General features: G+C 36.1%; 13 protein-coding genes. All 13 read right to left on the bottom strand.

Features of this window, described 5'->3' with window-relative positions; genetic code table 11:
- Positions 1-26: 26 nt before the first annotated feature.
- The 13 genes from BUB89_RS16105 to BUB89_RS16045 are packed head-to-tail and all read right to left on the bottom strand — an operon-like array spanning position 27 to position 23782.
- The gene (locus BUB89_RS16105) at positions 27-2675 is read right to left on the bottom strand and encodes a glycoside hydrolase family 3 N-terminal domain-containing protein (protein WP_073246928.1); all 2649 of its coding nucleotides are present in this window, start codon (positions 2673-2675) and stop codon (positions 27-29) included.
- A gap of 15 nt (positions 2676-2690) precedes the next feature.
- Positions 2691-4943 carry a GH92 family glycosyl hydrolase gene (locus BUB89_RS16100; protein ID WP_073246926.1) on the bottom strand — a complete coding sequence of 751 codons (2253 nt, stop codon included), beginning with the start codon at positions 4941-4943 and terminating at the stop codon, positions 2691-2693.
- Between the two features lie 15 nt (positions 4944-4958).
- The gene (locus BUB89_RS16095; protein WP_073246924.1) at positions 4959-6443 is read right to left on the bottom strand and encodes an alpha-L-fucosidase; all 1485 of its coding nucleotides are present in this window, start codon (positions 6441-6443) and stop codon (positions 4959-4961) included.
- Between the two features lie 42 nt (positions 6444-6485).
- Positions 6486-8807 (bottom strand): glycoside hydrolase family 20 protein, encoded by a 2322-nt coding sequence (locus tag BUB89_RS16090; RefSeq protein WP_073246922.1) that lies wholly within the window; start codon positions 8805-8807, stop codon positions 6486-6488.
- On the bottom strand, positions 8808-12080 hold the full coding sequence (locus BUB89_RS16085; protein ID WP_234982664.1) for a beta-galactosidase, LacZ type: 3273 nt from the start codon (positions 12078-12080) through the stop codon (positions 8808-8810). It abuts the gene before it with no gap.
- A complete protein-coding gene (locus BUB89_RS16080; protein ID WP_083552881.1) occupies positions 11971-12984 on the bottom strand; it encodes an isoaspartyl peptidase/L-asparaginase family protein in 1014 nt (337 codons plus the stop codon). The genes BUB89_RS16085 and BUB89_RS16080 overlap by 110 nt, the downstream gene beginning before the upstream one ends.
- 5 nt (positions 12985-12989) lie before the next feature.
- The gene (locus BUB89_RS16075; RefSeq protein ID WP_073246917.1) at positions 12990-15233 is read right to left on the bottom strand and encodes a GH92 family glycosyl hydrolase; all 2244 of its coding nucleotides are present in this window, start codon (positions 15231-15233) and stop codon (positions 12990-12992) included.
- 6 nt (positions 15234-15239) lie between these two features.
- Positions 15240-16352 carry a family 10 glycosylhydrolase gene (locus tag BUB89_RS16070; RefSeq protein ID WP_073246915.1) on the bottom strand — a complete coding sequence of 371 codons (1113 nt, stop codon included), beginning with the start codon at positions 16350-16352 and terminating at the stop codon, positions 15240-15242.
- A 15-nt stretch (positions 16353-16367) separates the two neighbouring features.
- Positions 16368-17528 carry a glycoside hydrolase family 18 protein gene (locus tag BUB89_RS16065; RefSeq protein ID WP_073246913.1) on the bottom strand — a complete coding sequence of 387 codons (1161 nt, stop codon included), beginning with the start codon at positions 17526-17528 and terminating at the stop codon, positions 16368-16370.
- Positions 17529-17559: 31 nt separating this feature from the next.
- Positions 17560-18633 carry a carbohydrate-binding family 9-like protein gene (locus tag BUB89_RS16060; protein ID WP_073246965.1) on the bottom strand — a complete coding sequence of 358 codons (1074 nt, stop codon included), beginning with the start codon at positions 18631-18633 and terminating at the stop codon, positions 17560-17562.
- A 6-nt stretch (positions 18634-18639) separates the two neighbouring features.
- Positions 18640-19605: a glycoside hydrolase family 130 protein gene (locus tag BUB89_RS16055; RefSeq protein WP_073246911.1), complete on the bottom strand. Its 966-nt coding sequence runs from the start codon at positions 19603-19605 to the stop codon at positions 18640-18642.
- Between the two features lie 41 nt (positions 19606-19646).
- Positions 19647-21524, bottom strand: coding sequence for a sodium:solute symporter family protein (locus tag BUB89_RS16050; protein ID WP_073246909.1), 1878 nt, complete (start codon positions 21522-21524; stop codon positions 19647-19649).
- A gap of 2 nt (positions 21525-21526) precedes the next feature.
- Positions 21527-23782 (bottom strand): GH92 family glycosyl hydrolase, encoded by a 2256-nt coding sequence (locus BUB89_RS16045; RefSeq protein WP_073246907.1) that lies wholly within the window; start codon positions 23780-23782, stop codon positions 21527-21529.
- Between the last annotated feature and the right edge of the window lie 120 nt (positions 23783-23902).

The following is a 23902-nucleotide window of genomic DNA, read 5'->3' as shown; positions in this document are numbered from 1 at the left end:
ATTAAACAGATATTTTGTTAAAAGTTTTAATTATTCACAGTTGAAAACTTTTCTTTTAGTAAATCAACTGAATTCCCTCCTACCATCACTTCAAAATCCCCAGGTTCAACTACATTTTTCATTTCCCGGTTCCAAATGGCCAATTCATCAGGAGTTAAAGTAAATTCTACCTTTTTTGTTTCTCCTTTTTTGATATATACTCTTTTAAAACCTTTTAGTGTTTTTTCCGGAGTTGTTACAGAGCTGTATACATCATTAATATACAATTGTACCACTTCGTCACCATCATAATTTCCTGTGTTTTTAACCTCAACACTTACTTTCAAACTTCCATCAACTTTAATTTCTGGTGTACTTAAAGTTAAATTCGAATATTCGAATGTAGTATAACTCAAGCCATATCCAAAAGTATATAACGGATTTTCACTTTCTGAAACATATCGGTGTATCGCAGATGGTTTTTGGTTGTAATAAATAGGCAATTGTCCCACCGATTTTGGAAAAGTAATTGGTAATCTTCCTCCCGGATTGTAATCCCCAAATAAAACATCGGCCACAGCCTTTCCTCCTGCTTCTCCCGGAAACCAGCCTTCAACAATGGCTGGAATATTTTCATTAATCCAGTTTACAGAAAGCGGACGACCATTTAACAGAACACAAACTACCGGAGTTCCTGTTTTTTGAATGGCTTCGATCAATTCCTGCTGCATGCCGTGTAAATCTAAAGTGGCAACATCTCTGTTTTCTTCCACTAATTCATTCGATTCTCCTAAAACAACCACAGCAACATCGGCTTTTTTAGCAATATCAATCGCTGGTTGCAGGTTTATCTTTTCAAGATTCCAACGCAAGTGTGCTCTGGCTCCCCAGCCACCTTCCCACATTTCAATGCGGACTTTGTATTTTTTTCCTGCTTCAATATTTTTTGGAGTGGTAACAATACTCGTTGCTCCTTTTGTCCAGTTGTCAATCACTAATTGATCGTCAATCCACATTCTGATTCCGTCATCAGAACTTAATCCTAACCAACCATCAAATGATTTTTCTGACTGAATATAACCTGTCCAACGAATCGAAAAATCATCATCATTAACTCCTGCTCCCGGATTCCAGGGCCAGTCAAATTCCAACTGATTGTCAATACGCGTTAATGCCGGCGTTCCTTCGACATTTCTGTTGTTGAAATATTCTCCTTTTAATCCGTTTTGAGATCCGTCAGGTGTAAATAAATATTTAGATGGAATAATTTGCCCTTTTACAATTAATGGGACACCTTCTTCATAAAGTACATTGGTATTTTTACCCACCACTTGTTTGATTCCTTCAAGAACTGTAGTTCCTACTTTATTTTTAACTGAATATCCGCCCAATCTTGACGCATCGGCATTAGGACCGATAACGGCAATGGTTTGAATGTCTTTTTTTAGCGGTAAAAGATTGTTTTCATTTTTCAATAAAACTATCGATTTATGCCCTGCTTCAAGAGCAATATCCTGATTTTCTTGGGTATGAAAACGCTCTTTGATCAGATTTTTGTCAGTATATGGATTTTCGAATAAGCCTAACATAAACTTCAATCGTAATACACCACCAGCTGCACGATCAATTTGCTCCATGGTCAGTTTCTTTTCGTTTACCAATTCGATCAGACTTTGTTGCCAAAACTCATTGGTAAAATCATAAAATTGCATATCCACTCCTGCAGCAACTGCTTCACGGATACTTTCTTTGGGAGAATTAGTAACATAATGTGTGGTTTGAAGGTATTTTATCGCTCCTAAATCGGAAACTACAATTCCTTTAAAACCCCATTCTTTTCGCAAAACATCCGTCAATAACCAATGATTAGCAGCACAAGGAATCCCGTCTAATTCAGAATAGGCACACATGGTTCCCAATGCTCCGCCTTTAGTAAATGCTTTTTGAAAAGAAGGCAAATGATCTTCACGAGCCGAACGTTCCCCTACTAAAATAGGAGAAGAATTTCCACCCGCCTGCGGAATTCCGTGAACGGCAAAGTGTTTCGGTTCCGCAATAATAGAACGATCTGAAGTTAAATCATCGCCTTGCATACCTTTAATCATGGCCAAACCAAGTTCGCTGTTTAAATAAGCGTCTTCACCAAAAGTTTCGGCAACTCTTCCCCAACGTGGCTCCCGACCTAAATCTAAATTGGGTCCTAAACCAAAATGAACACCATGTGCTCTGGCTTCGGTAGCAATTACTTTCCCTACTTTGTCCATTATATTAGGATCCCAAGTCGCTCCAAGCCCTATGTTCATTGGGAAAGCGGTACTTCCATCGTCAAGATAACCGTGAAGCATCTCGCACATAATCAATGCCGGAATTCCCCAACGGTTGTTTTTAATTACTTCTTTTTGTAGCTCATTAATCATTTTTGCCGAACGCGGATAAACGTCATGAATGGCACCTATTCCTAATTTTCTAATTTTAGTATTGGCTTTCGTTTTAGAAAAATCTTCTTTTTCCTTGAAATATTCGCCTTTGTACATATCCATCTGGCGTACTTTTTCTTCCAGAGACATTCGGCTCAATAAGTCTTTTACTCGCTCCTCAACTCCTAATTTAGGGTCTTGATACGGATATTTTTTTTGTGCAAATCCCTGATTTATCAAACTAAAAAATACCACTAAAGCAATTATTATCTTTTTCATGTTTGTTTCTTATTTTTATTCCTGAATCACTTTTAGCGTTGTTCCGTTTACAAAATCATCATGAGTGATAAAGTAACTTTTATACTCTTTCCCATTAAGTTCCATACTTTTGATTTTGCCTTGATTATTGGATTCTTTTTCGATTATTATCTTTTTATTTTTATAATACTCAGAGTCTAATTCGATAGTAATGCTATCAAAAACAGGCGTCGTTATGGCATATTTAGGTTCGCCCGGAGCCAGTGGATAAATTCCCATCATCGAGTAAACTAACCATGCCGACATAGTTCCTGTATCATCATTTCCGGGTAATCCATCGGGTTTATTCTGAAAATACTGTTTTATTAGTTTTTGCACTAACTCCTGACTTCTCCATTCCTCTCCTTTTACGTAATTAAACAAATAAGGATAGGCAATATCAGGCTCATTAGCCATATCAAATTGTTTGCTATCAAACACCTTTTGCAACTGATTAGTAAACCCTTTTTCGCCACCCATCAATTTCATCAGGCCTGTAATATCATGCGGAACCATAAATGCATATTGCCAGGCATTCCCTTCAATGAAACCGATATTTTCTTCGAAATTAGCTCCTGACAACGGATCAAAAGGCTCATAAAAACTACCATTTTCAGTTCTTGGTCGCAATAATTTTAAATCTTTGTCATACAATTTTCGGTAGGATAACGAACGGTTTTTAAAACGTTGATAATCCTTTTTATTTCCTAAGGCTTTCGCCAAAAGTGAAATAGCATAATCGGAAGCATTGTATTCCTGCGTAGTCGAAACAGAACCTTTATTTTTTGTTGTCACAAAACCTTTCTCTATATAGTCTTCCAGTCCGGGACGCAATGGATTATTTTCTAATTGGTCCGCACCTTTTAGCATGGCTTTATAGGCTTTTTGAACATCAAAATCCTGAATTCCTTTCAGGTAAGTATCCGCAATAACAATACTTGCAGGATCGCCTACCATGGTAAATGTTTCTGTCGAATTTAATTCCCATTTAGGTAACCAGCCGTTTTCATCGTACATTTCGAGCATACTTTTCACCATATCCGACTGCTGTTTTGGGTAAACCAAAGACATCAACTGATGCAAATTGCGATAGGTATCCCAAAGCGAAAAAACCGTATATCGGGTTCCTGTAGTTTTACCAATTTTACCCGTTTTGATTTCCGGAAATTCTCCGTTGTAATCATTCAGCGTACCGGGATGAATCAAAGTATGGTACAAAGCCGTATAAAAAACCGTTTTATCTGCTGCTGTACCGCCTTCTACTTTTATCTTAGAAAGCAATTCATTCCATTCGTTATAGGTTTCTTTATAAACCGCATCAAAGGATTTATTCCCAGTTTCTTTTTGAAGATTTTCTCTGGCATTTGCAATACTTACATACGAAACCCCAATTTTAACTTCTACTGTTTCTTCTTTGTCAAACTGATACGTAAAATAAGTCCCAATGCTGTCACCTACAACCATTTTAGTAGTGTTGTCCATCATTCGGGTTTTACCATTATAGCCCATCCATTGCGCTTCGACGCCATCATATTTTGCCGGCTTTTTCCAGATACCAAATTTAGTTGCCGGTTTAGAAAACTGAGCGACAAAATAAACCGGATAAGCATCTTCCGGGCTGTTGTAACAAAACGAACCTAAGTTTCGCATACCTTCAATCTCAGTTGCCGAAACTACTTGCAACATTCCGCCTTCTTCATTGGTTAAACCAACGCCAAGATTCAACAGAATATTAGATTGCCCTTTGGGAAAAGTAAAGCGACTGACTCCCACACGTTTTGAAGCGGTAAACTCAGCTTTGACATTGTATTTATCAATTTTAGAGCTATAATAGGCTGTTTTTGCAACTTCATTAGAATACACAGAACCATATTTTAAATGATTTGTCTCTACTTTTCCTGTTGTGGGCATTAACAATAAAACACCTAAATCAGGACAACCTACTCCGCTTAAATTCACCTGAGAAAAACCGGTTAAAAAAGTGTTTTCATGAACATAAGGAGTAGACAACCACTGACTGTCTTTTTCCAAAGGTTTGTTTTGAGGTCCGGCAACATTAAACGGACTAATACTTGCCATTCCTCTGGGTGCAATAGGTCCCGGATAGGTAGCTCCATAATTAGAAGTTCCAATAAATGGATTTACAAAATCTGCCGGCTGTTGCTGTGCATAAAAAACAGAACAGCACATCAATGCCACCGCTATAAATAGGAACTTTACTGATACTCCGGTTTTTTGTTTCAAAAGCATATCGATTGATTGTTACTATCTGTTTATTTTTTCAATTTTTAAAGTCCAAGCCTCTTTTGAAGGTAAATTATTTCTCAAATTTTCAGGAATAGTCACTTTAAAACCTTCGGTAACTTTTTCCCATTTTAATTTGGTTTTAGACCCAAGCATCGTGATTGCAGTTCCTTTTTTTGGACTAATTGATTTTACAATTACTTCAGCAGGAATTTTGTTTTCACCTTCTTTAGCCATATAAAACAAGAATACATTTCCGGCTTTATTTTGAGTCATACAAATATTATTTTCTTTAAAAGGAGCAATTGGTTTGGTGTTATAAATTCCGCTTCCGTTTACTTTTAACCAGGCACCATATTCTGCTAATAAATCATAAGCACCTTGTTGCCATTCTCCATCAGGTCCGGGAGCAACATTTAAAAGTAAATTTCCGCCTTTAGCCACAATATCAATCAGCATGTGAATTCCTTGTCTTCCTGTTAAATATTTAGCATCAGGAGTGTAAGACCATCCACCACCTGAAGTAATACAGGATTCCCATGGATAAGGTAAGGTTTTTTCAGGAACACGGTTTTCCGGAGTTAAATAATTTTGATTTTTACTGTGTACCGCTCTGTCTACAACAATTAAACCCGGTTGTTTTTCACGCGCTTTATCAACTAATTCATCCATTTTAATGTCTTGATCTACTACTCTGTGCTTAATAAATCCATTTCCTGATTCGTTCTCAGCAAATTTTGCCTCATATCCTTTTTTAATTTCCTCTTTAGCTAATTTCTGAACCCATCCGCCATCTAACCATAAAATATCTATTTTACCATAATCAGATAATAATTCTAAGATTTGATTGTGTGTGAAATCAGTATATTTTTTCCATTTTTCAGGATAAGCAGCCGGATCATAGTTTACATTTCTGTCGAATGGAGGAAAATAAGGATCCCAGTAATTCTCATTATGCCAATCCGGTTTAGAGAAATAAGCGCCAATCCACATATTTTCTTTTCTAAAAGCATCAAAAACTTCTTTAGCAATATTTGCTTTTGGATTAGTACTAAAAGGCACCTCTTTGTTAGTCACCTTATAATTCGAATATTTTGTATCAAACATATTAAATCCGTCATGGTGTTTTGTAGTGAATACCATGTATTTGATTCCGGCATTTTTAGCAGCTTTTGCCCATTTTTCAGGATTAAATTTTACCGGATTAAATGTTTTTCTCAAATCCTCATACTCTTTTACATAATCATTATAATTAGACGGATTGCTTCCTTTTTTACGTTCGCACCATCCATAATCTTCCGGACAAATAGACCAGGATTCCACAATTCCCCACTGAGAATAAGTTCCCCAGTGCATTAACAAACCAAATTTCTGATCCTGCCATTGTTCTATTTTTGCTAAAACCAAAGGATCTGTTTCGGGAATATAACGTTCGTCTTCATAAATGGCTTGTGAAAACAGCTGTACCGAAAATAACAGGGCTATTATTGCTATTCTTTTTTTCATTCTTTCTTTATTTTAATTTGTATCTATTAATCTTTTTCTTAATTAATTCAGCTGAATTTCATCTGCAAACAACCAGGAACTGCCTCCGGAAGCGGTCTTTTTTAAATTAGTCGCCACTACTTTTATAAAGCGGGTGGTTGTTTTATCAAAACCAACTTTAAAATCAAGCAACTCATCACTTACATTGGGAGCAAAAGCACGGCTTATTTTACCCACTTCTGTATAATTTTTTCCATCTTTAGAAACAGAAACTGTGACTGCTGTTGGGAAATAAATCCCCGATCCCTGACTTTCTAAACTTCCTAAAATCAGCTGCTGAATTTCTTTTTCTTTTCCTAAATCAATCTCTACTTCCATGTCATCTTCCAGCCAGGCCTGCCATTGACCGTCATGAAAGTTTTTAGTTCCCCTGATTATATTCACTAAACTTAAATCGCCATCCCCTTTATAATTTTTATTAAATGGCGTTTTAAAAGTCAGTTTACTGGCAACCGCTTTATGAAATTTAATTGTGTCTATATATGTTTTCCCAACCGGTTTATCATCTTTAAACAACGAAGCTTTTATCAAAGTTGTTTCTTTTATTTCTATTGGATTCGTATATGGGACTGGATTATCATTAATATCTTTATCTGCTGTTACGTAACGAATATCCGGATTAGGAAATTCGTTTTTCAGACTCAGAAATACTTTTTTAGTCGTCATGTCTACAGTGCTGCTTGTAGTAATCAAATAAGAACTTTTAGCATAATTAATTCCTAAAGCATCATAACGCTTGAACATTGTTCCTAATCTTGCTGAAAAATCTTCCCAGTTACGCGATTCTTTTGTACTCCATAAAACCTCAGATAAAGCAGCTAATCTCGGAAAAAGCATGTATTCTGAAAGTGCGTCCGAATCAATATATTCTGCCCATAAATTAGCATGTGCTCCTAAAATATGTTTCGCCACATCCGGACTCATGGCATCGGCAACAGGATCAAATTCATATACTTTACTCAAAGGTAAATAAGCATTAAAAGCTACCGGCTCCTCATTTTGTGGTCCCTGATAAAAGTTAAAATAGCAATGAGATTCAGGAGTCATAATAACATCATGTCCCTGTTCAGCCGCTTCGATTCCGCCTTTTGTCCCGCGCCAACTCATAACAGTCGCTTCGGGAGCTAAACCACCTTCGATTATTTCGTCCCAGCCAATCATTTTTTTCCCTTTCGAATTGATGTATTTCTCTATTCTTTTCACAAAATAACTCTGCAATTCGTTAACATCTTTTAAACCTTCTTCCTTAATTCTTTTTTGGCAATGAGGACATATTTTCCAATGATCTTTGGTTGCTTCATCCCCGCCAACATGAATGTATTGAGACGGAAAAACAGCAATCACCTCATCAATTACATTTTCCAGAAATTCGAAAGTAGTTTCTTTTCCTGCACAAAAAATATCGGTAATGGGCCAGACTCCGCCGGAAGGCACGCCAATAGGTGTTCCAAAACAAGATAATTCCGGATAAGCAGCAATGGCAGAACTCACATGTGCCGGCATTTCAATTTCCGGAATAATATCTACATTTTTATTTTTTGCATAAGCAACAATTTCTTTTAATTCTTCTTGGGTTAAAAAACCTCCGTAAGTCCCTTTTTCATTAGGATCATTAACCGCTCTGGCATTCCAGGCTTTATCTTCCTGATTGACTCTCCGGGCTCCAACATCAGTTAATTTTGGATATTTTTTAATCTCCATTCTCCAGCCCTGATCATCCACCATGTGCAAACGCAATACATTCATTTTATGCATTACCAGACGATCAATTGTTTTTAAAATATAATCCTTACCAAAAAAATGACGCGATAAATCCAGCATCAATCCGCGTTGCTGATAGCGTGGTTTGTCTTTTATAACTAACGCCGGAATTTCCCATTTTACAGCAGCAACAGGAGTTTTACTTTCTATCGCAACAGGCAATAATTGTCTGATTGTTACTAATCCGTATAAAAAACCGGCATCCCCTTGAGCGGTAATAATGATGTTATTTTTAGACACTTTTAACTCATAAGCTTCATTTTCTAAACCCGTATTTACTTTGAACTGAATAAAATTAGTCTTGGGAGCTTTTGCAACAATCACTATTTTATTTCCGGAAGCTTTTTCTAATTTATTAATAAATGTAGAAGCAATTTCTCTTTGAGAAGTGGTAGTTGCAACAAACTTTGTTTTAGCTGTAAATTCAAACATTCCTTCTGAAAGTACTAATTCAGTCGGTTTTGGGATAATCTGAATGTCTTTTTCTGTAAAAACTTTTTGAGCCATCGTCAGGTTACAAATGGCTAACAGAAGTACAACAATGCTTTTATTTTCTCTTTTCATTTACTTATTTTTTAAAGATGGTGTAATTTTAAATTGGTACTGATAGTTTTTTGCTTTAAGCAAATATTTCTCCATCGGCCAGGCTCCCCAGCTGTCAATACCGCCCACTCCCATTTGTTTACTATCAATTTTTAAACTTGTTAAATCTCTTTCTTTGATATCAGCTGCATTTCGCTGGTCTTTCTCTAATCCGTCATCTAGATCCGCTGTCAGAAAATGCAAAGCTGTCATACTGAATAATTCATCCGATTGAATGCGCAGTTTTGTAGTTGCATTAGATAATTCCAGCCATCTCAAATCGGTTTTATTGCCCGTTTCCTGAGGTCGGATATACGGATAATATTGCTCCGAAACCGTTTGATTGTACAAACCTACTTTAGTATTGTACTTTCTGTCCGCATAATTCTCCGATGGACCGCGACCATAATAGGCTATTGTTTCAAAACTTCCCGGCAAAATCATTTCCATTCCAAAACGTGGCAACATTGGAGTTTCCTTATCTTTATCAATAGTTAGCGATTGGTTTACCAGCAATTCTCCTTTACTGTTCCATTCATAAGTCAGTACTAAATCAGCATGTACAGGGATGAGTTTATAAATTGCTTTTGCAGTCATTTTATGATTTTTTGCAACAGCATAATCAAAGCTCACCAAATCCGGATTTTCCATAGCTTGTTTCCAGACTAATAGATTTTTTTGAAAATTAGCTCCCATATCATTATCAGTAGGTGCTCTCCAAAAATCAGGTCGCAACTGATAATTCTCTTCAATAATGGCTTCTTTATTAAAAGTATAACGGTTGATAAATCCTGTTTTTTTTTCGAATGTAATTTCGGACTGATCGCTTTTAAAAATAATAGATTCATTGTTTTTAGTCACCGTAATTTTTTCATCACCGACAACAGCAAGATTATTTTCCCAATTTCCTTTTAGATGCAATTGTTCAGAAGCAATTTCGAATCCTTCTGTTAAAAACGGCTCTTTTTCTTTTAGTGTGTAACTAATATTTACAAAAGCCTCTTTGTATTTTTTCCCTTGTAAATCAATCGGCAGTTGCACTGTAATTTCCTGTTGCGGGTTGATATCTAAAACAGCAATTGTTCCGCTTTGATTTTCGACTCCATCCAATACTAATTGCCAGTGCAGGCTGACATTACTTAAATTTTTAAAGAAAAACTCATTGAAAATTTTTATCGAAAAGCGGTCTTTATCTTCCCATGAAGTCAATATGTTTTGCAATACATTCTTAGCTTCAAAGGCATGCGGATTGGGTTTTCTTTCGGGATTAAAAACGCCGTTGTTTAAAAAATTATTAGCACTGGGTACTTCTTTAGGTCCAAAATCACCGCCATAAGCAAAAACTTTTGTTCCGTCTTCTCTGGTTTTATAAACGGACTGGTCAATCATGTCCCAGATAAATCCGCCCTGAAAGTTTTTTTGCATTCGAAACAAATCCCAATAATCTTTAAAATTCCCCATCGAATTTCCCATTGCATGAGCATATTCGCTTAAAATATAAGGCCTGTCGGGATTAGGGTTTGCAGCGATATATTCCTGCATTCCCTTAGGCGAACTGTATTGCGGATCAATAATATCCGAATTCCATTCGAATTTCATTGTCTTTCCTTCCCAGCCTGAAGTAGAGGCTCTTTCATACTGAACCGGTCTTGATGCATCTCTGTTTTTTAGCCATAAATAAGCCCGATAAAAATTATAACCGTTTCCGGCTTCATTGCCCATACTCCAGATAATTACTGATGGATGATTTTTATCTCTTTCGACCATCCTGCTGATACGCTGCCAGTGTGCGAGTTCCCAGTTGGGTTTATTCCCAAGGGTTTTAGTGATTTCATACCCCATTCCGTGGGATTCTAAATTGGCTTCATCCACCACATAAATCCCGTATTTATCACATAATTCATAAAAATATTCGTCATTAGGATAATGTGACATTCTCACCGCATTGATATTATATTGTTTTAAAACGCTAATATCCTGCTCCATTCTTTCTCTCGAAATGGTTTGCCCCGTAACAGGATCAGTTTCCTGACGGTTAACGCCTTTGATATAAATAGCTTCGCCGTTAACCAAAAGTTGTCCTTGTCTAATTTCTACTTTTCTAAAACCAACATGCTGTGGAATTACCTCAACACTATTTCCCTTTTTATCTTTTAAAATAAAAAAGAGCTGATATAAATGGGGGATTTCGGCACTCCATTTCTTTGGATTTTTTACATCAAAATTAAAAACGGATTTCTCAGTCGCTTCTTCGATTTTGATACTTTTAGAAGCAATTAGGGTTTCCTTGTCTTTTAGTTGAACTTCTAAAGTGTATTTGTCTTTTTTGTTTATTTCAGAAAAAGAAGTCGTTATTTTCAAACTTCCATCCGTATAAGATTCATCCAGTTCAGGAATAATTTCGAAATCAACCAGATGGGAATCATTTCTGGCATACAAATACGTGTCTCTGGTAATTCCGCTCATTCGCCAGAAATCCTGACATTCTAAATAAGAACCATCATTCCACTTCATTACTTTTAAAACAATACTATTCTCACCTTCTTTTAAAAAAGCATTGAGTTTAAATTCCTGAGGTAATTTTCCATCTTCTCCATAACCCACATATTGACCATTAACCCAAACGCTAAGGTTAGATTTTGCTGCACCTACATGCAGCAAAATCGCCTTTTTCAACCAATCACTCCCAATTATAAAAGTCTTTCGATAGATTCCAACAGGGTTATAGGTAGTAGGAACAAACGGTGGATTTATTTTAATTATAGCATCAAAATCGTAAGTTGTATTGGTATAAACCGGATAGCCATAACCATTCACATCCCAGTTTGCAGGGATTTTAAAATTATCCCAAGCGGAATCATCAAAATTTGTTTTTTCAAATCCTTCCGGCAAATCAGTTGGACTTTCGAGGTATTTAAACTTCCAGACACCATTTAAACTACTATAGTTCTTTGATTTTTTCCAGTCTCCTGCTTTGGCTACAGCCTCATTTTCATACACATAATAGGATGCATGCATGGGCAGCCGGTTGTCCTCATTGATCTTTTCGTTTAACCAGAAAGGAGTACTTTGCTGTGCAAAACAAGACAGAGAAATTAGGAATAATAGTATGGACTGACTGATTTTCATCAAATTGATTTTATAATTATTTCCAGGACATTTTAAACTGAGCATCTTCCATACGGTGTCCTTTTTCATCATCAGAAACGGCATAATTAAATCCGGAACGTAAACTGTAAGCTCCGTGTTCGCCATTTTTATTCAAGGCAATGAATCCCACCTGTAAATACTCCATATCCTTATGGTTTTTATGCTTGTTGTAAATACGCTCGGTGATTTCTTTACAGGCTTCAAAAGGTGATTTTCCCTGACGCATCAATTCGACCACCATAGCACTTCCTGCGGTTCTTATTACGGCTTCCCCTAATCCTGTTGCTGCTGCTGCACCTGCATCATTATCCAGAAAAAGTCCCGCTCCGATTATGGGCGAATCCCCTACACGACCGTGCATTTTCCAGGCTGCTCCACTTGTAGTACAGCCTCCTGAAAGATTTCCGTCGGCATCAATAAGCAGCATGCTTATGGTATCGTGATTTTCAATATTGATAACGGGTTTGTATTTAGACTCTTCCAGCCATTTTTTCCAGTCTTTTTCTGATTCCGGAGTTAGTAGATTTTCTTCTTTAAATCCTTCTGCTAAAGCAAATTGAAGCGCTCCCTGACCGGATAGCATCACATGAGGCGTATTTTGTAAAACTCTTTTGGCTACAGAAATAGGATGCATAATGCCTTCCAGAAAAGAAACAGAACCGCAATTACTGTTGTGATCCATGATACAGGCGTCCAGGGTAACTTTGCCTTCCCTGTCAGGATAACCGCCATACCCAACACTTCTGACATTGGGATCGGCTTCCGGAATTTTCATTCCTGATTCTATAGCATCCAGAGCATTTTTACCGTTTTTTAATTGTTTCCAGGTTTCCTGATTTGCCGGCAAACCATGATTCCAGGTAGAAATAACCACCGGTTTTTTAACTTTTTTAACCGCTTTCAATTCTGTGCTTTCGGTATTTTGAGCAACACCCTCTAAGCCAAATATAGCACTTACTGCTAGTGTTCCTAAAGTGGTCTTCTTTATAAAATCTCTTCTGTTTGACATGATTGCTATATTTTTGAATTATAAATTTTTGAAGATAAAGCCATGCTGTTCTGATTGGCTTTGGGTGAATCCCCCATTTTAAAAATTAATGTTCCACCTTGCATAATCTCATTATGAGTGATATAGTTTCTGGTTAGTTTTTTACCGTTTAATTCAATAGATTGTATGTACTTATTATTGTCACAGTTGTTCTTAGTTTCGATTATAAATTTTTTATTGTTTTCCAAATTAATAATAGCCGAGTCAAACATTGGAGAACCAAAAGCATAAGCACTTTGTGCCGGATTTACAGGATAAAAACCAAGAGAACTCAATACATACCAGGAAGACATTTGCCCGCAATCTTCATTACCACAATGACCATTTGGCTCATTTTTATATTGGGTTTCTAAAATTTCTCTAACTATTTTTTGGGTTTTCCAAGGCTTATTAATGTAATTATATAAATAGGCTACATGATGGCTTGGTTCATTTCCATGGGCATATTGACCTATCATTCCCGTACTAAATATGGGTAATTTATCTTCAGGTAATGGTTTTAAACTAAACATAGAATCCAACTTTCGTTCAAAAGCCTCATTACCACCTGTTTTTTGAATTAAGCCTTCTATATTTTGTGGAACAGACCAAAAGTATTGCCACGCGTTACTTTCGCAGAAATAGGCTGTATATTCTTTAGGAACAAACTCTTTTATAAACTGACCGTTTGTTAATTTAGGTCGCATAAAAGTACTTTTGGCATCATAAACATTTCTCCAGTTTTCAGAACGTTTCAGGAAATATTTATAATCGTCATATTTATTTAATGCTTTTGCAAATTGAGCCAGACACCAATCGTCATACGCATATTCTAAAGTTTTAGAAACGGACCAATTTTCGCCACTTTCATCTACCGGAAAATATCCTAATGTTTTATAACTATCTAATTGTCTCGAATCAACCATCGAACTTTCTTTACAGGCTTTATAAGCTAATGCTACATTAAAATTTTTAATTCCCTTGAAATAGGCATCCACAATAACAGGAATAGCATGATTAGCAATCATCATATTGGTCTCATTTCCCTGCAAAGACCAAACGGGTAATAAACCAGTTTCTTTATAATGAGCCAATAATGAATTAATCATATCTGAAACCCTATTAGGATGCAGAATAGTGTACAATGGATGTGCTGCACGATAGGTATCCCAAAGTGAAAACGTATCATATCTATCAAATCCAATGGCTTTTTCATTCTTTCCATTGGCTCCTTTGTAATCTCCATTGCAATCACTTAAAAGCGTAGGTGCTAACATTGACTGATACATCATCGTGTAAAAAATTTTCTTTTTTACTGTATCATTTGTAGTAACCTGGATTTTTTGTAATTCATTCTCCCATAAGCTTCTTGCTTTTTCTTTGTATTTTTCAAAATCAAAATGAGGTGCCTCAACAGCCAAAGATTGATATGCACCTTCAATACTTGCCGTAGAAAGTCCCGTTTTTAAAATTATTTCTTCGTTATCTGCCGTCTTATAATTTAAAATAATTTTAGTTTTTACGGCTTCAACCGGACTCGTTGTTAAGGAATCATTTTTATAAATTTGACAGGATTCAAATGGTTTGGAAAATTTAATAACAAAATATACCCTTTGATCTTTAGCCCATCCTGTAGACTTTCTAAAGCCTTCAATAGTAGTATTGTCAACTACTTTTATATGTGTTTTAGTGGGTGCATCCCAATTTAAAGCATACCCCAGATCAATATGAATTTGCGAAGCATTATCTTTAGGAAAAGTATACTTATGAATTCCTGTTCGTGCTGTTGTAGTGAGTTCAGCTTTTATTCCGAAATCTAATAAATCAACCGCATAATAACCCGGAGATGCTTTTTCATTTTTATGGGAAAAACTTGAAAAAGGTAAAAAGTTATTGTCTTTAATTCGTTGTGTAAATCTACTATTGGTGGGCATCACTAAAATATCATACAAATCCCCCGCTCCGGTACCTGTTAAATGCATATGAGAAAAGCCCGTAATGATAGAATCTTTATAAAAATAACCCGCTATTCTATCCCAGCCCGGAATTCCTATATCGGGACTTAACTGTACCATTCCATAAGGGACAGTTGCTCCGGGGTAAGTGTTTCCGGGGCCATCTGTGCCTACAAATGGATTTACATAATTGGTTAATTTAACAGTATCTGTTTCCTTAAAGCTACAATTATATAAAATGGTGGTTAGAAATATAAAAATTAGTCGAAATCTCATTCTTCTTTAGTTTAAACTTTCTTTAGTTTCTTTAATTACTTTCAAATAAGCATCAGATATGGCATTCCCGTCAAAAAAAGAAACTCCTTTTGCTCCATTCTCTTTAGCTAATAAAATGCTTTTTCTCAATTCCTCTTCCGATTCTACTCCCGGAATATAAATACCTGTGTTAAGCTTTGTTTTTGTTCCTTTTAAATCAGTAACTCCTTGTTTAGTAGCAAACCCTGTCCAGTCTATTTTTTCATTGTAAAAATTATGATAAATCATCGGATATACTTCGTCAATATTCCATTTATCCCAGCGTTGACGTACCATGTGATCTGCCATTTCCGGATAAGGAAAAACTGCTGCTGTTAATGTTTTCCCGTGCTTGTGAGCAATTTCATAAGCCTGATTGACTACATTTCTAATTTGGTTCAAACGAAACTGCTTCCATTCCATATCAATTTCAGGATGCTCCATTTTTCTTGGGTCTCTGCCAAATTCCTTCTTAAAAGCATTGACACTGGCATCCGAATAATCAAAATCATAATCCGGTAATTCGGTATTTTGAACCAAATTATATTTAGGTAATAATCCAACCGGCAAAAAGACATCCGGATATCGAATGTAATCCAAGTGTACACTTTCTATTCCTTTAACCTTAGCTAATGCTTCTAACAGATCATAAATATGCTGACGGGCTTCAGGGTGACTTGGAGACAACCACTGGTAATAATCCACATACGGACGGTCGTCAAAACAGGATTTTCCGCTTCGGCTCACCATGTACCAATCGGGGTGTTGTAAAGCAACGGCATCACCCGGGCGATTCATCGTCATTATCCACGCATGTACTTTTAAACCTGCTTTTTTGGCTATCGGAACTAATCTGCTCAATAAAACCGGATCCGTATTTGTATTGATTAACACCTCATCAATTCCGGCTTCTTTGTATTTTTTAAACTCTTGTGCATAGGATTCATCTGTTCTTTTGGGATCAGCACCAATCCAGACTCCAAATTCAAAATTTGTTTTGGTAGTTTCGGTTCTAACTTTTTGAATACTATTATTCCCTGTAACTTTTGTAATCAGGGCTATAAAAAAACATCCAATTAATAGTAGCTTGATATACTTCATAGCTTAAAATTTTATTTAATTTCTATTTATACTTTCAAAAAGTGTGTCTAACAATTCCTGATTATTGTCTAAGCTATATTCCCAAAACATAGCACCACCTAAGCCTTTTTCTTTAATAAATTTTGATTTTAATTCAATCTCTTTTGGGGTTTCGTAAGACATAAAAACCTTGTCCTGAGCATTCCATAAATAAGAGGCTTTTGCCGATTCATCATATAATTTCTGAAACTTTCCGGATTTTAATTCTTCGGCTATTTTCCAACTTGCAATAATTTCACTCCCTGAATGTGCCGACTGATACAAACCATTATTTTGTGGCTCGACTCCAGTCCATTTTCTTCCGTAAAACGGGATTCCTAATACTAATTTGTTAGCGGGAACAGCTGTTTTTAAAAGCATTGCAACAGATTGACTGATACTGTTTCCTCCAAATTTTTCATTCTTTGAAGGATATAAATTGGCGTGATGACCAGTTTGATACATCCATCCGTTATAGAAATCATAGCACATCACATTAATAAAATCAAGATACTGATGCGCTTTTCCCAAATCGGTGTGATTGATATATTCCTGATCTGCGGCTGCAGCAATAGTTAGCAAATAGTGTTTATTATCCAATTTAGTTTGAATTTCTAATTGGTTGCGTAATTCAGCTAATAACAAAGTGAAATTTTCTTTATCTGAAGGTCGGAATACGTTATCCTCTGCACGCTGTCCCGGAAATTCCCAATCAATATCAATTCCGTCAAAACCGTACGATTTCATTAGTTTCACCGCACTTTTAGCAAACTGGATTCTTGAATTTTGATAAGCCGCAATATTCGAAAACTGATCCGACCAAACCCAGCCACCAATAGAATATAAAATTTTCAGCTTCGGATTTTGTTTTTTCAGCTTCATCAGACTCCCAATTTTAGCTTTGTCTGTAGCCAACTCAAACTGAACATTCCCATCAACAATATTGGCAAAAGCATAATTAATATGCGTTACCTTAGTCGCATCCACTTTTGCCGGATCAAAATCCTCATAACCTGCCACGTAAGCTATTATTTTCAAACCTTCTTTTGCATTTTTTTGCGGTTTACTCACTGAGGAACAAGCCCAAAAACCACTCACAATTAGCATTAAAAAGCTGAGTTTTATAAAAGTTTTATACCGTTTAGAAATAGTCGTCATTTAGATTTATTTTTAAAAAATTGTATTCAGATTAATTGCTGTGTTCCAAAAACTGACCATCTTCTTTTATAATGAATGTCTTATTAGAAAATGGACTTTTTATCGAAATAGCATATCCGGAAGAATAGTTCTCTAAAATGGGTTTTAAAATTTTACCTTCAACAATGCTACTCTCTTTAGAAAGATCCACAATCGATTTAGCCCATGATTTATGAGTATTATGATAGGCTTTTTGTTTTCTGTAAAGGCTAAATAGTTCCCATTTTATTTTTTCATCTTTCGGAATGGTAAAGTTATCGCTATTCCCAATTTCTTTGGAAGAAAAATACACATAACCCCATTTTTCAGGTTCGTGCATATTGATTACTCCTTGTGGCGACCAAACCCAGTTATACTCCGGAAGAAATTTCCCTTTAGTATCTTTTTTACGTTCGTATTTTCCGTTAACAATGGCGTGTTGCCAGTTGACTCTTGAAAAATTCACTCGCCAGAAATTATCTTTGGGTACATTGTCTTCTCCATATGATTTTTGATATACAGCCCACGGAATTGCAATTTCTAAAACCCATCCTTTATCAGTATCCGAGGAATTATTGAGGGTTCCGTGTACTTTAACCGCTGATTTTAATCCGGTCATATTCCAGTCGTTCAATACCACATTTTTTTCTCGGTACGGTTTGTTTATGAATAAATCCCAAACTGTATTAAGTGCATTAATTTCCAGTTCGTAATAATTTTGAGCATCGCCATCGGGATCTATAAAAACTTCAAAATCATTATTATAAAAAATAATAGTATCGCGTTTTTTCAGATTTGCCCAAACATGCGGCTCTTCCATTTTTGCAAGAATATAGTAGTAATTGTCATCCCACAGCATTTTAACTTCGGTATTGTATTTGGGTTTTATAATCCCTTCAATATCAACAAACGGAGTTGTCCATTGTGCTTTTTCCCAGGCAGCATCGGTATCATCGCCATCAATAACAATAGCGTTGGGAGTTTTATAAGCGATATAATTTTTAGGTGTTATTTTATTTTGCTGAGCAAATCCCAACAAAGAAAAACAACTCAGTATCAAAGAGACTATTTTACTACTATTTTGCATCATTTTTTATAAACTATTATCTTTTGTAAATTGGATGACTTCACTTAGTTTACCAAAAGCCATTGCAACCACCGTATCAGCAGCACCGTAATAAACTGCTAATTTATCCGCTTCAGTATCGTGTAGAGCAGCACATGGAAAAACCACATTAGGCACATCTCCCGTTTGTTCATAATCTACCGCCGGTCCTAATAAATAAGGCTGAGTTCTGTATTTTACAGTATCCGGTTTTTCAGTATCTAAAATTGCCACTCCCATGGCATAACGAAAACCGTTACAGGTATTGATCACACCGTGGTACAACATCAGCCAGCCTTCATCGGTCAGAATAGGAATTGGGCCTGCGCCAATTTTTGTACATTGCCAGGCACTGTCTTCAAAAGGCGTTGGTTTCATGACTAATCGGTGTTCTCCCCAGTATTTCATATCCGGGCTGTAACTGATCCAGATATCTCCAAAAGGCGTATGTCCGTTATCGCTGGGACGACTTAACATGGCATATTTTCCGTTGATTTTTTGTGGAAACAAAACCCCGTTTCTGTTAAATGGCAAATAGGCATTTTCACATTGAAAAAATTCGACAAAATCAAAAGTATATCCAATACCAATTGTTGGTCCGTTATATCCATTGCACCAGGTAATCCAATATCTGTCTTCGATAAAAACCACACGAGGATCATACTTATAAGCGGATTCAATCATTTCGGTATTACCGGCTTTCATTTGGATAGGTTCATGATTAATGTCCCAATTGATTCCATCTTTGCTAAAACCAGCAAAAATATTCATTTGAACCGCTTTGTTATCGCATCTGAAAACACCGGCAAATCCATCTCCAAAAGGAACAACCGCACTATTAAAAATACTGTTAGATGACGGAATTGCATATCTGTCAATGATAGGATTATTTGAATATCTCCAGATTACATCGTTACAGTTTTCTGGTTTATCTTGCCAAGGAATAGTACTCATTTGTATTGTTTTATTTTTAATTATTTTGTTTTCGTTTTTTGTTAATTGGTTATTTTTCGAACCTTATCTAACCAGGTATATTTTAATATCACGGAGGTTACTAAAAAGATTAGTAAGGACACAAACATTTTAGGATAATCCCGGATTAATAAAAAGATAGGAAGCACAATCATGCTCGACTGCCAGACAATACCGATGACACAATTAACCATATCCATTGTAAACTCTGTATTTTTTTCGAAAGTCTGATCTTCTTTTTTCAAAACATTATAAACAGGTTTCCAGAAGCCCCAAGGTCTTACATTGGCATAAAAAGATTTTAAAACTTCGGTATCTGTGGGTTTTGAAAAGAAAGTCCCTACTAGACAACCAATTATTGAGAAACTAAAAATAAGAGGGAACATATAAATATCCTGCATCTCTGATAAATCATAAAGCCAGCTTCCCGGAGCAAAACTCCCTTTACTTTGTCCCAAAACAAACTGTAAAGAAGCAACAATCAGTCCGGCAAACATTCCCCAGAAATAACCCCAGCCGTTAAAACGCCACCAAACCCATTTTAAAAAATTGGCTGCGACATAACCGCCAAATAAAGCACTGGTGATCCATAAAGTCAAGGAGTTGATCGAATCAGCAAAAAATCCCATAAAAACACCCAGACCCACGATAACAAAAGAAGCAATATGACTTATTTTAATATAATGCTCGCTGGTCGCTTCCGGTTTAAAATATTTTTTATAAATATCGTTTACAATGTAAGCAGGTCCTGCATTTACAAAAGCAGAAAAAGTAGACATAAAAGCCGCTAATAATCCTGCTAATAACAATCCTTTAATTCCCACAGGCACATGCAAATTTATGACAGTGGGTAATAGTATTTCTAAATCGGCTCCGCTTAATGCCGGATTAGCAATCATTTGAGGAGCAAGAGTTACTAATGCAATTACAACAATTCCGCCAATCAATAAATAACGGGGAATAAACAGAATTAAATTAGTAAATCCGCTCATGTAAGCAGCTTCTTTTACTGATTTTGTAGAAAGAATACGTTGCAAATCATAACTTGGCGTAGGCCCGGCGATACTGGCAAAGAAACCTTTGAACAAAGACATTCCTACTAGTGCTCCAAACATTTTATAACCTTCAGTATTAATTAATTGATCAAAAGCTTCGTATTTACCGGACCAGTGACTCCCTAATTCCATGTCAAAGAAAACGTTTTTCCATTCCTCTGTAATAATCGAATTAATCTGCACATCCGTATAATTGATAAGCGTGTATCCGGCAACAAGTACACCAGACAGAATCATGATTCCGTATTGCAAAACTTCGGTGGCAACTACTGAAAACATTCCTCCTTTAATGGTATAAAGTGTGGTTAAAAATATGATTAATAATGCATAAGACTGTTCCGAACTTAATAAAACAGTACCATTAAAATCAAGCGCTAAATCCCATGGTAAAATAACAGTCATGAATTTTCCAATTCCTTCAAAAAAATAAGCAATAAAACCTATTGTAGAAATGATAGCAAAAATAGCCACAATAATATGCGAAGCTTTCCCGGCTCTGTCGTTTCCAAATCGGGTTAAAATCCATTCGGAACCGGTCATTATATTGGATCTTCTAATCCAGACGGCCAAAAACATCATTACAAAAATCTGGTTCCAAATGGGCCATAACCACATAAACATGAAACTTTTAGCGCCATATAAAAACAAAATCCCAACCATCCAGGCTGTACCGGAAACATCAAACATACCGGAACCATTACTCAGTCCCAGGTAATACCATTTGATGGAGTTTCCTCCAAGAAAATAATCGTCTAAACCTTTAGAGGCTTTTCTGGAAATCCAGATTCCTATCCCAATAGTGATCAGAATGTAAACAATAATTATACTTAAATCGATGCTGTCCATACTTACTTTTTGTTATTAATTGTTAAACCCCAATTTTCATTTGGCTTAGACCCCATAACAAAATGCAGTGTACCACCTTGTGTTATTTGTTTGTGCGAAATAGTTGTTTGGTTAAAGGATTCCCCGTTTAATGTTGCCGACTGGATATAAAAATTGTCCTTAGAAACATTTTCGGCTTCAATTACAAATGTTTTCCCTCCTTCAAGGGTAATAGTTGATTTTTCGAAAATAGGACTTCCTATTTCATATTCTCCCGAAGCAGGATTCATAGGATAAAATCCTAAAGAGCTAAAAATATACCAGGCCGACATTTGTCCGCAATCTTCATTTCCACTCAATCCGTTAGGAGTAGTATTGTATTGAGTGTCTAAAATATGACGTACCCAATATTGCGTTCTCCAGGGTTTTCCGGCTTTGTTAAACAAATATGCAATATGATGACTCGGTTCATTTCCATGAGCATACTGCCCTATCAATCCGGAAATATCTGCCGAAATATTGTTCCCTGTAATCTCTGAACTCTCTGTAAATAATTTTTCTAATCTATTGGTAAAAATTTCATTGCTTCCGTGTAACCCAATAAAATCTTTCACATCCTGTGGTACAAACCAGCTGTGCTGCCAGGCGTTTCCTTCGGTATAATCGGTATGTTCTCTGTGATTCGAATGTTTGGGATCAAAAGGTTCATTCCATGATTTTCCATCTTCTGATTTTCCTCTCATGAATCCTGTTTTCGAATTAAATAAAAACTGGTACGCTTTAGAACGTTTTAAAAAATAGTTATAATCATCCTGTTTGCCCAATGCTTTTGCCATTTGAGCCACACACCAGTCATCATAAGCATATTCTAAAGTGATGGTAACTGATTCATCCAGTAAATTATAGGGAATGTATCCAAATTGCTTGTAGAGATCCAAACCGCGTTCGTTTTGCATCATCGTAGTTTTCATAGCCTGATACGCTTTTTCGGCATCAAAACCTTTGATTCCTTTTAAATAGGCATCCACAATTACAGGAATAGAATGATATCCCGTCATGGTATTGGTTTCATTAGCAGCCAGCGTCCAGACCGGTAATATTTTCTTAGTCTCATAATAGGACAACATCGAGTTAATGATATCCGAAACTTTATCAGGAGCAATAAGAGTCAGCAAAGGATTTTCGGCTCTAAAAGTATCCCACAGTGATAATGTGGAATAAGCCGTATAGTTTTTAGCCGTAACAATACTGTCATTTTCTTTTCGATATTGCCCGTTTTTATCGCTATAAGTTACCGGTGCAACCTGAGCATGATACAGCGCGGTATAAAAAATAGTTTTGAGTGAATCTATCGGAGTTTCTACCTGTATTTTTTCTAAAGAAGCTTCCCAACTATCTGTTGCTGCTTTTTTTACAGCATCAAATTTAAAGGCTCCGGAATCTAAATTCTCTTTTGCATTAGCAACACTTACCGAAGACACTGCTACTTTTACCAGCAATTCAGGGTTGTCTTTGGTATCAAAAAACAATTGGGCAGAAGTTTTTTCTCCTTCGGCAGTTTTTGTTCCAATGACACGATGATTAGCAACCAGAACCTGTTTGCTTATAGGTTTAGAAAATTGAGCCACAAAAAATACTTTTTGATTTTTAGCCCAGCCCGTACTAAAACGATAGCCGCTTACCGTATACTCATCTTCCAGAGTCAGATTAGTTTTTACCGCTTTGTCCCAGTTAATGGCATATCCTAAATCAAGAATTACACTTTGCTCATCACCTTTTGCAAAAGTATATTTATGATAGGCGGTACGCTGTGAAGCTGTTAATTCGACATTGATTTTAGGATCTTCAAGAAAAACCTGGTAAGAACCCGGTACTGCTTTTTCGTTAACATGGCTATATTGGGATTTATAGGGTAAATCATTGCGAGAAGTAGACGTAATAGTTAAATCCACTTTTTTATTGACAGGCATTAACAAAATATCAGCTAAATCACCAATCCCTGTACCGCTTAAATGCAAATGAGAGAAACCTACAATTACGGAATCAGAATAATGGTAACCGGAACACCAGTCCCAGGCCGAAATTCCATTATCAGGACTTAACTGCACCATCCCAAAAGGAACTGTAACACCGGGATAGGTATGTCCGTGCCCGCCTGTACCTATAAAAGGATCAACATGATTTACAAAAACCGGTTCTTTATGCTTATTTTTGTCTTCATTCAGCTTGCAGCTGCTAACCAAAATCACAAACAAAACAACTATTTTTAAATCCCTCATATCTATTAATCTTAATTTAACTTTAAATTTAGATAAATTTGATTTCCATTCGAATAAATTTAGACGGATGACACATAAACTTAGTTAAACATCAAAAAAAACGAATAAATACTCCATTTC

The organism is Flavobacterium flevense (assembly GCF_900142775.1).
GTDB lineage: Bacteria > Bacteroidota > Bacteroidia > Flavobacteriales > Flavobacteriaceae > Flavobacterium > Flavobacterium flevense.
The sequence above is the reverse complement of the archived record's forward strand: the minus strand, read 5'-3'. Positions and strand labels throughout refer to the sequence as shown.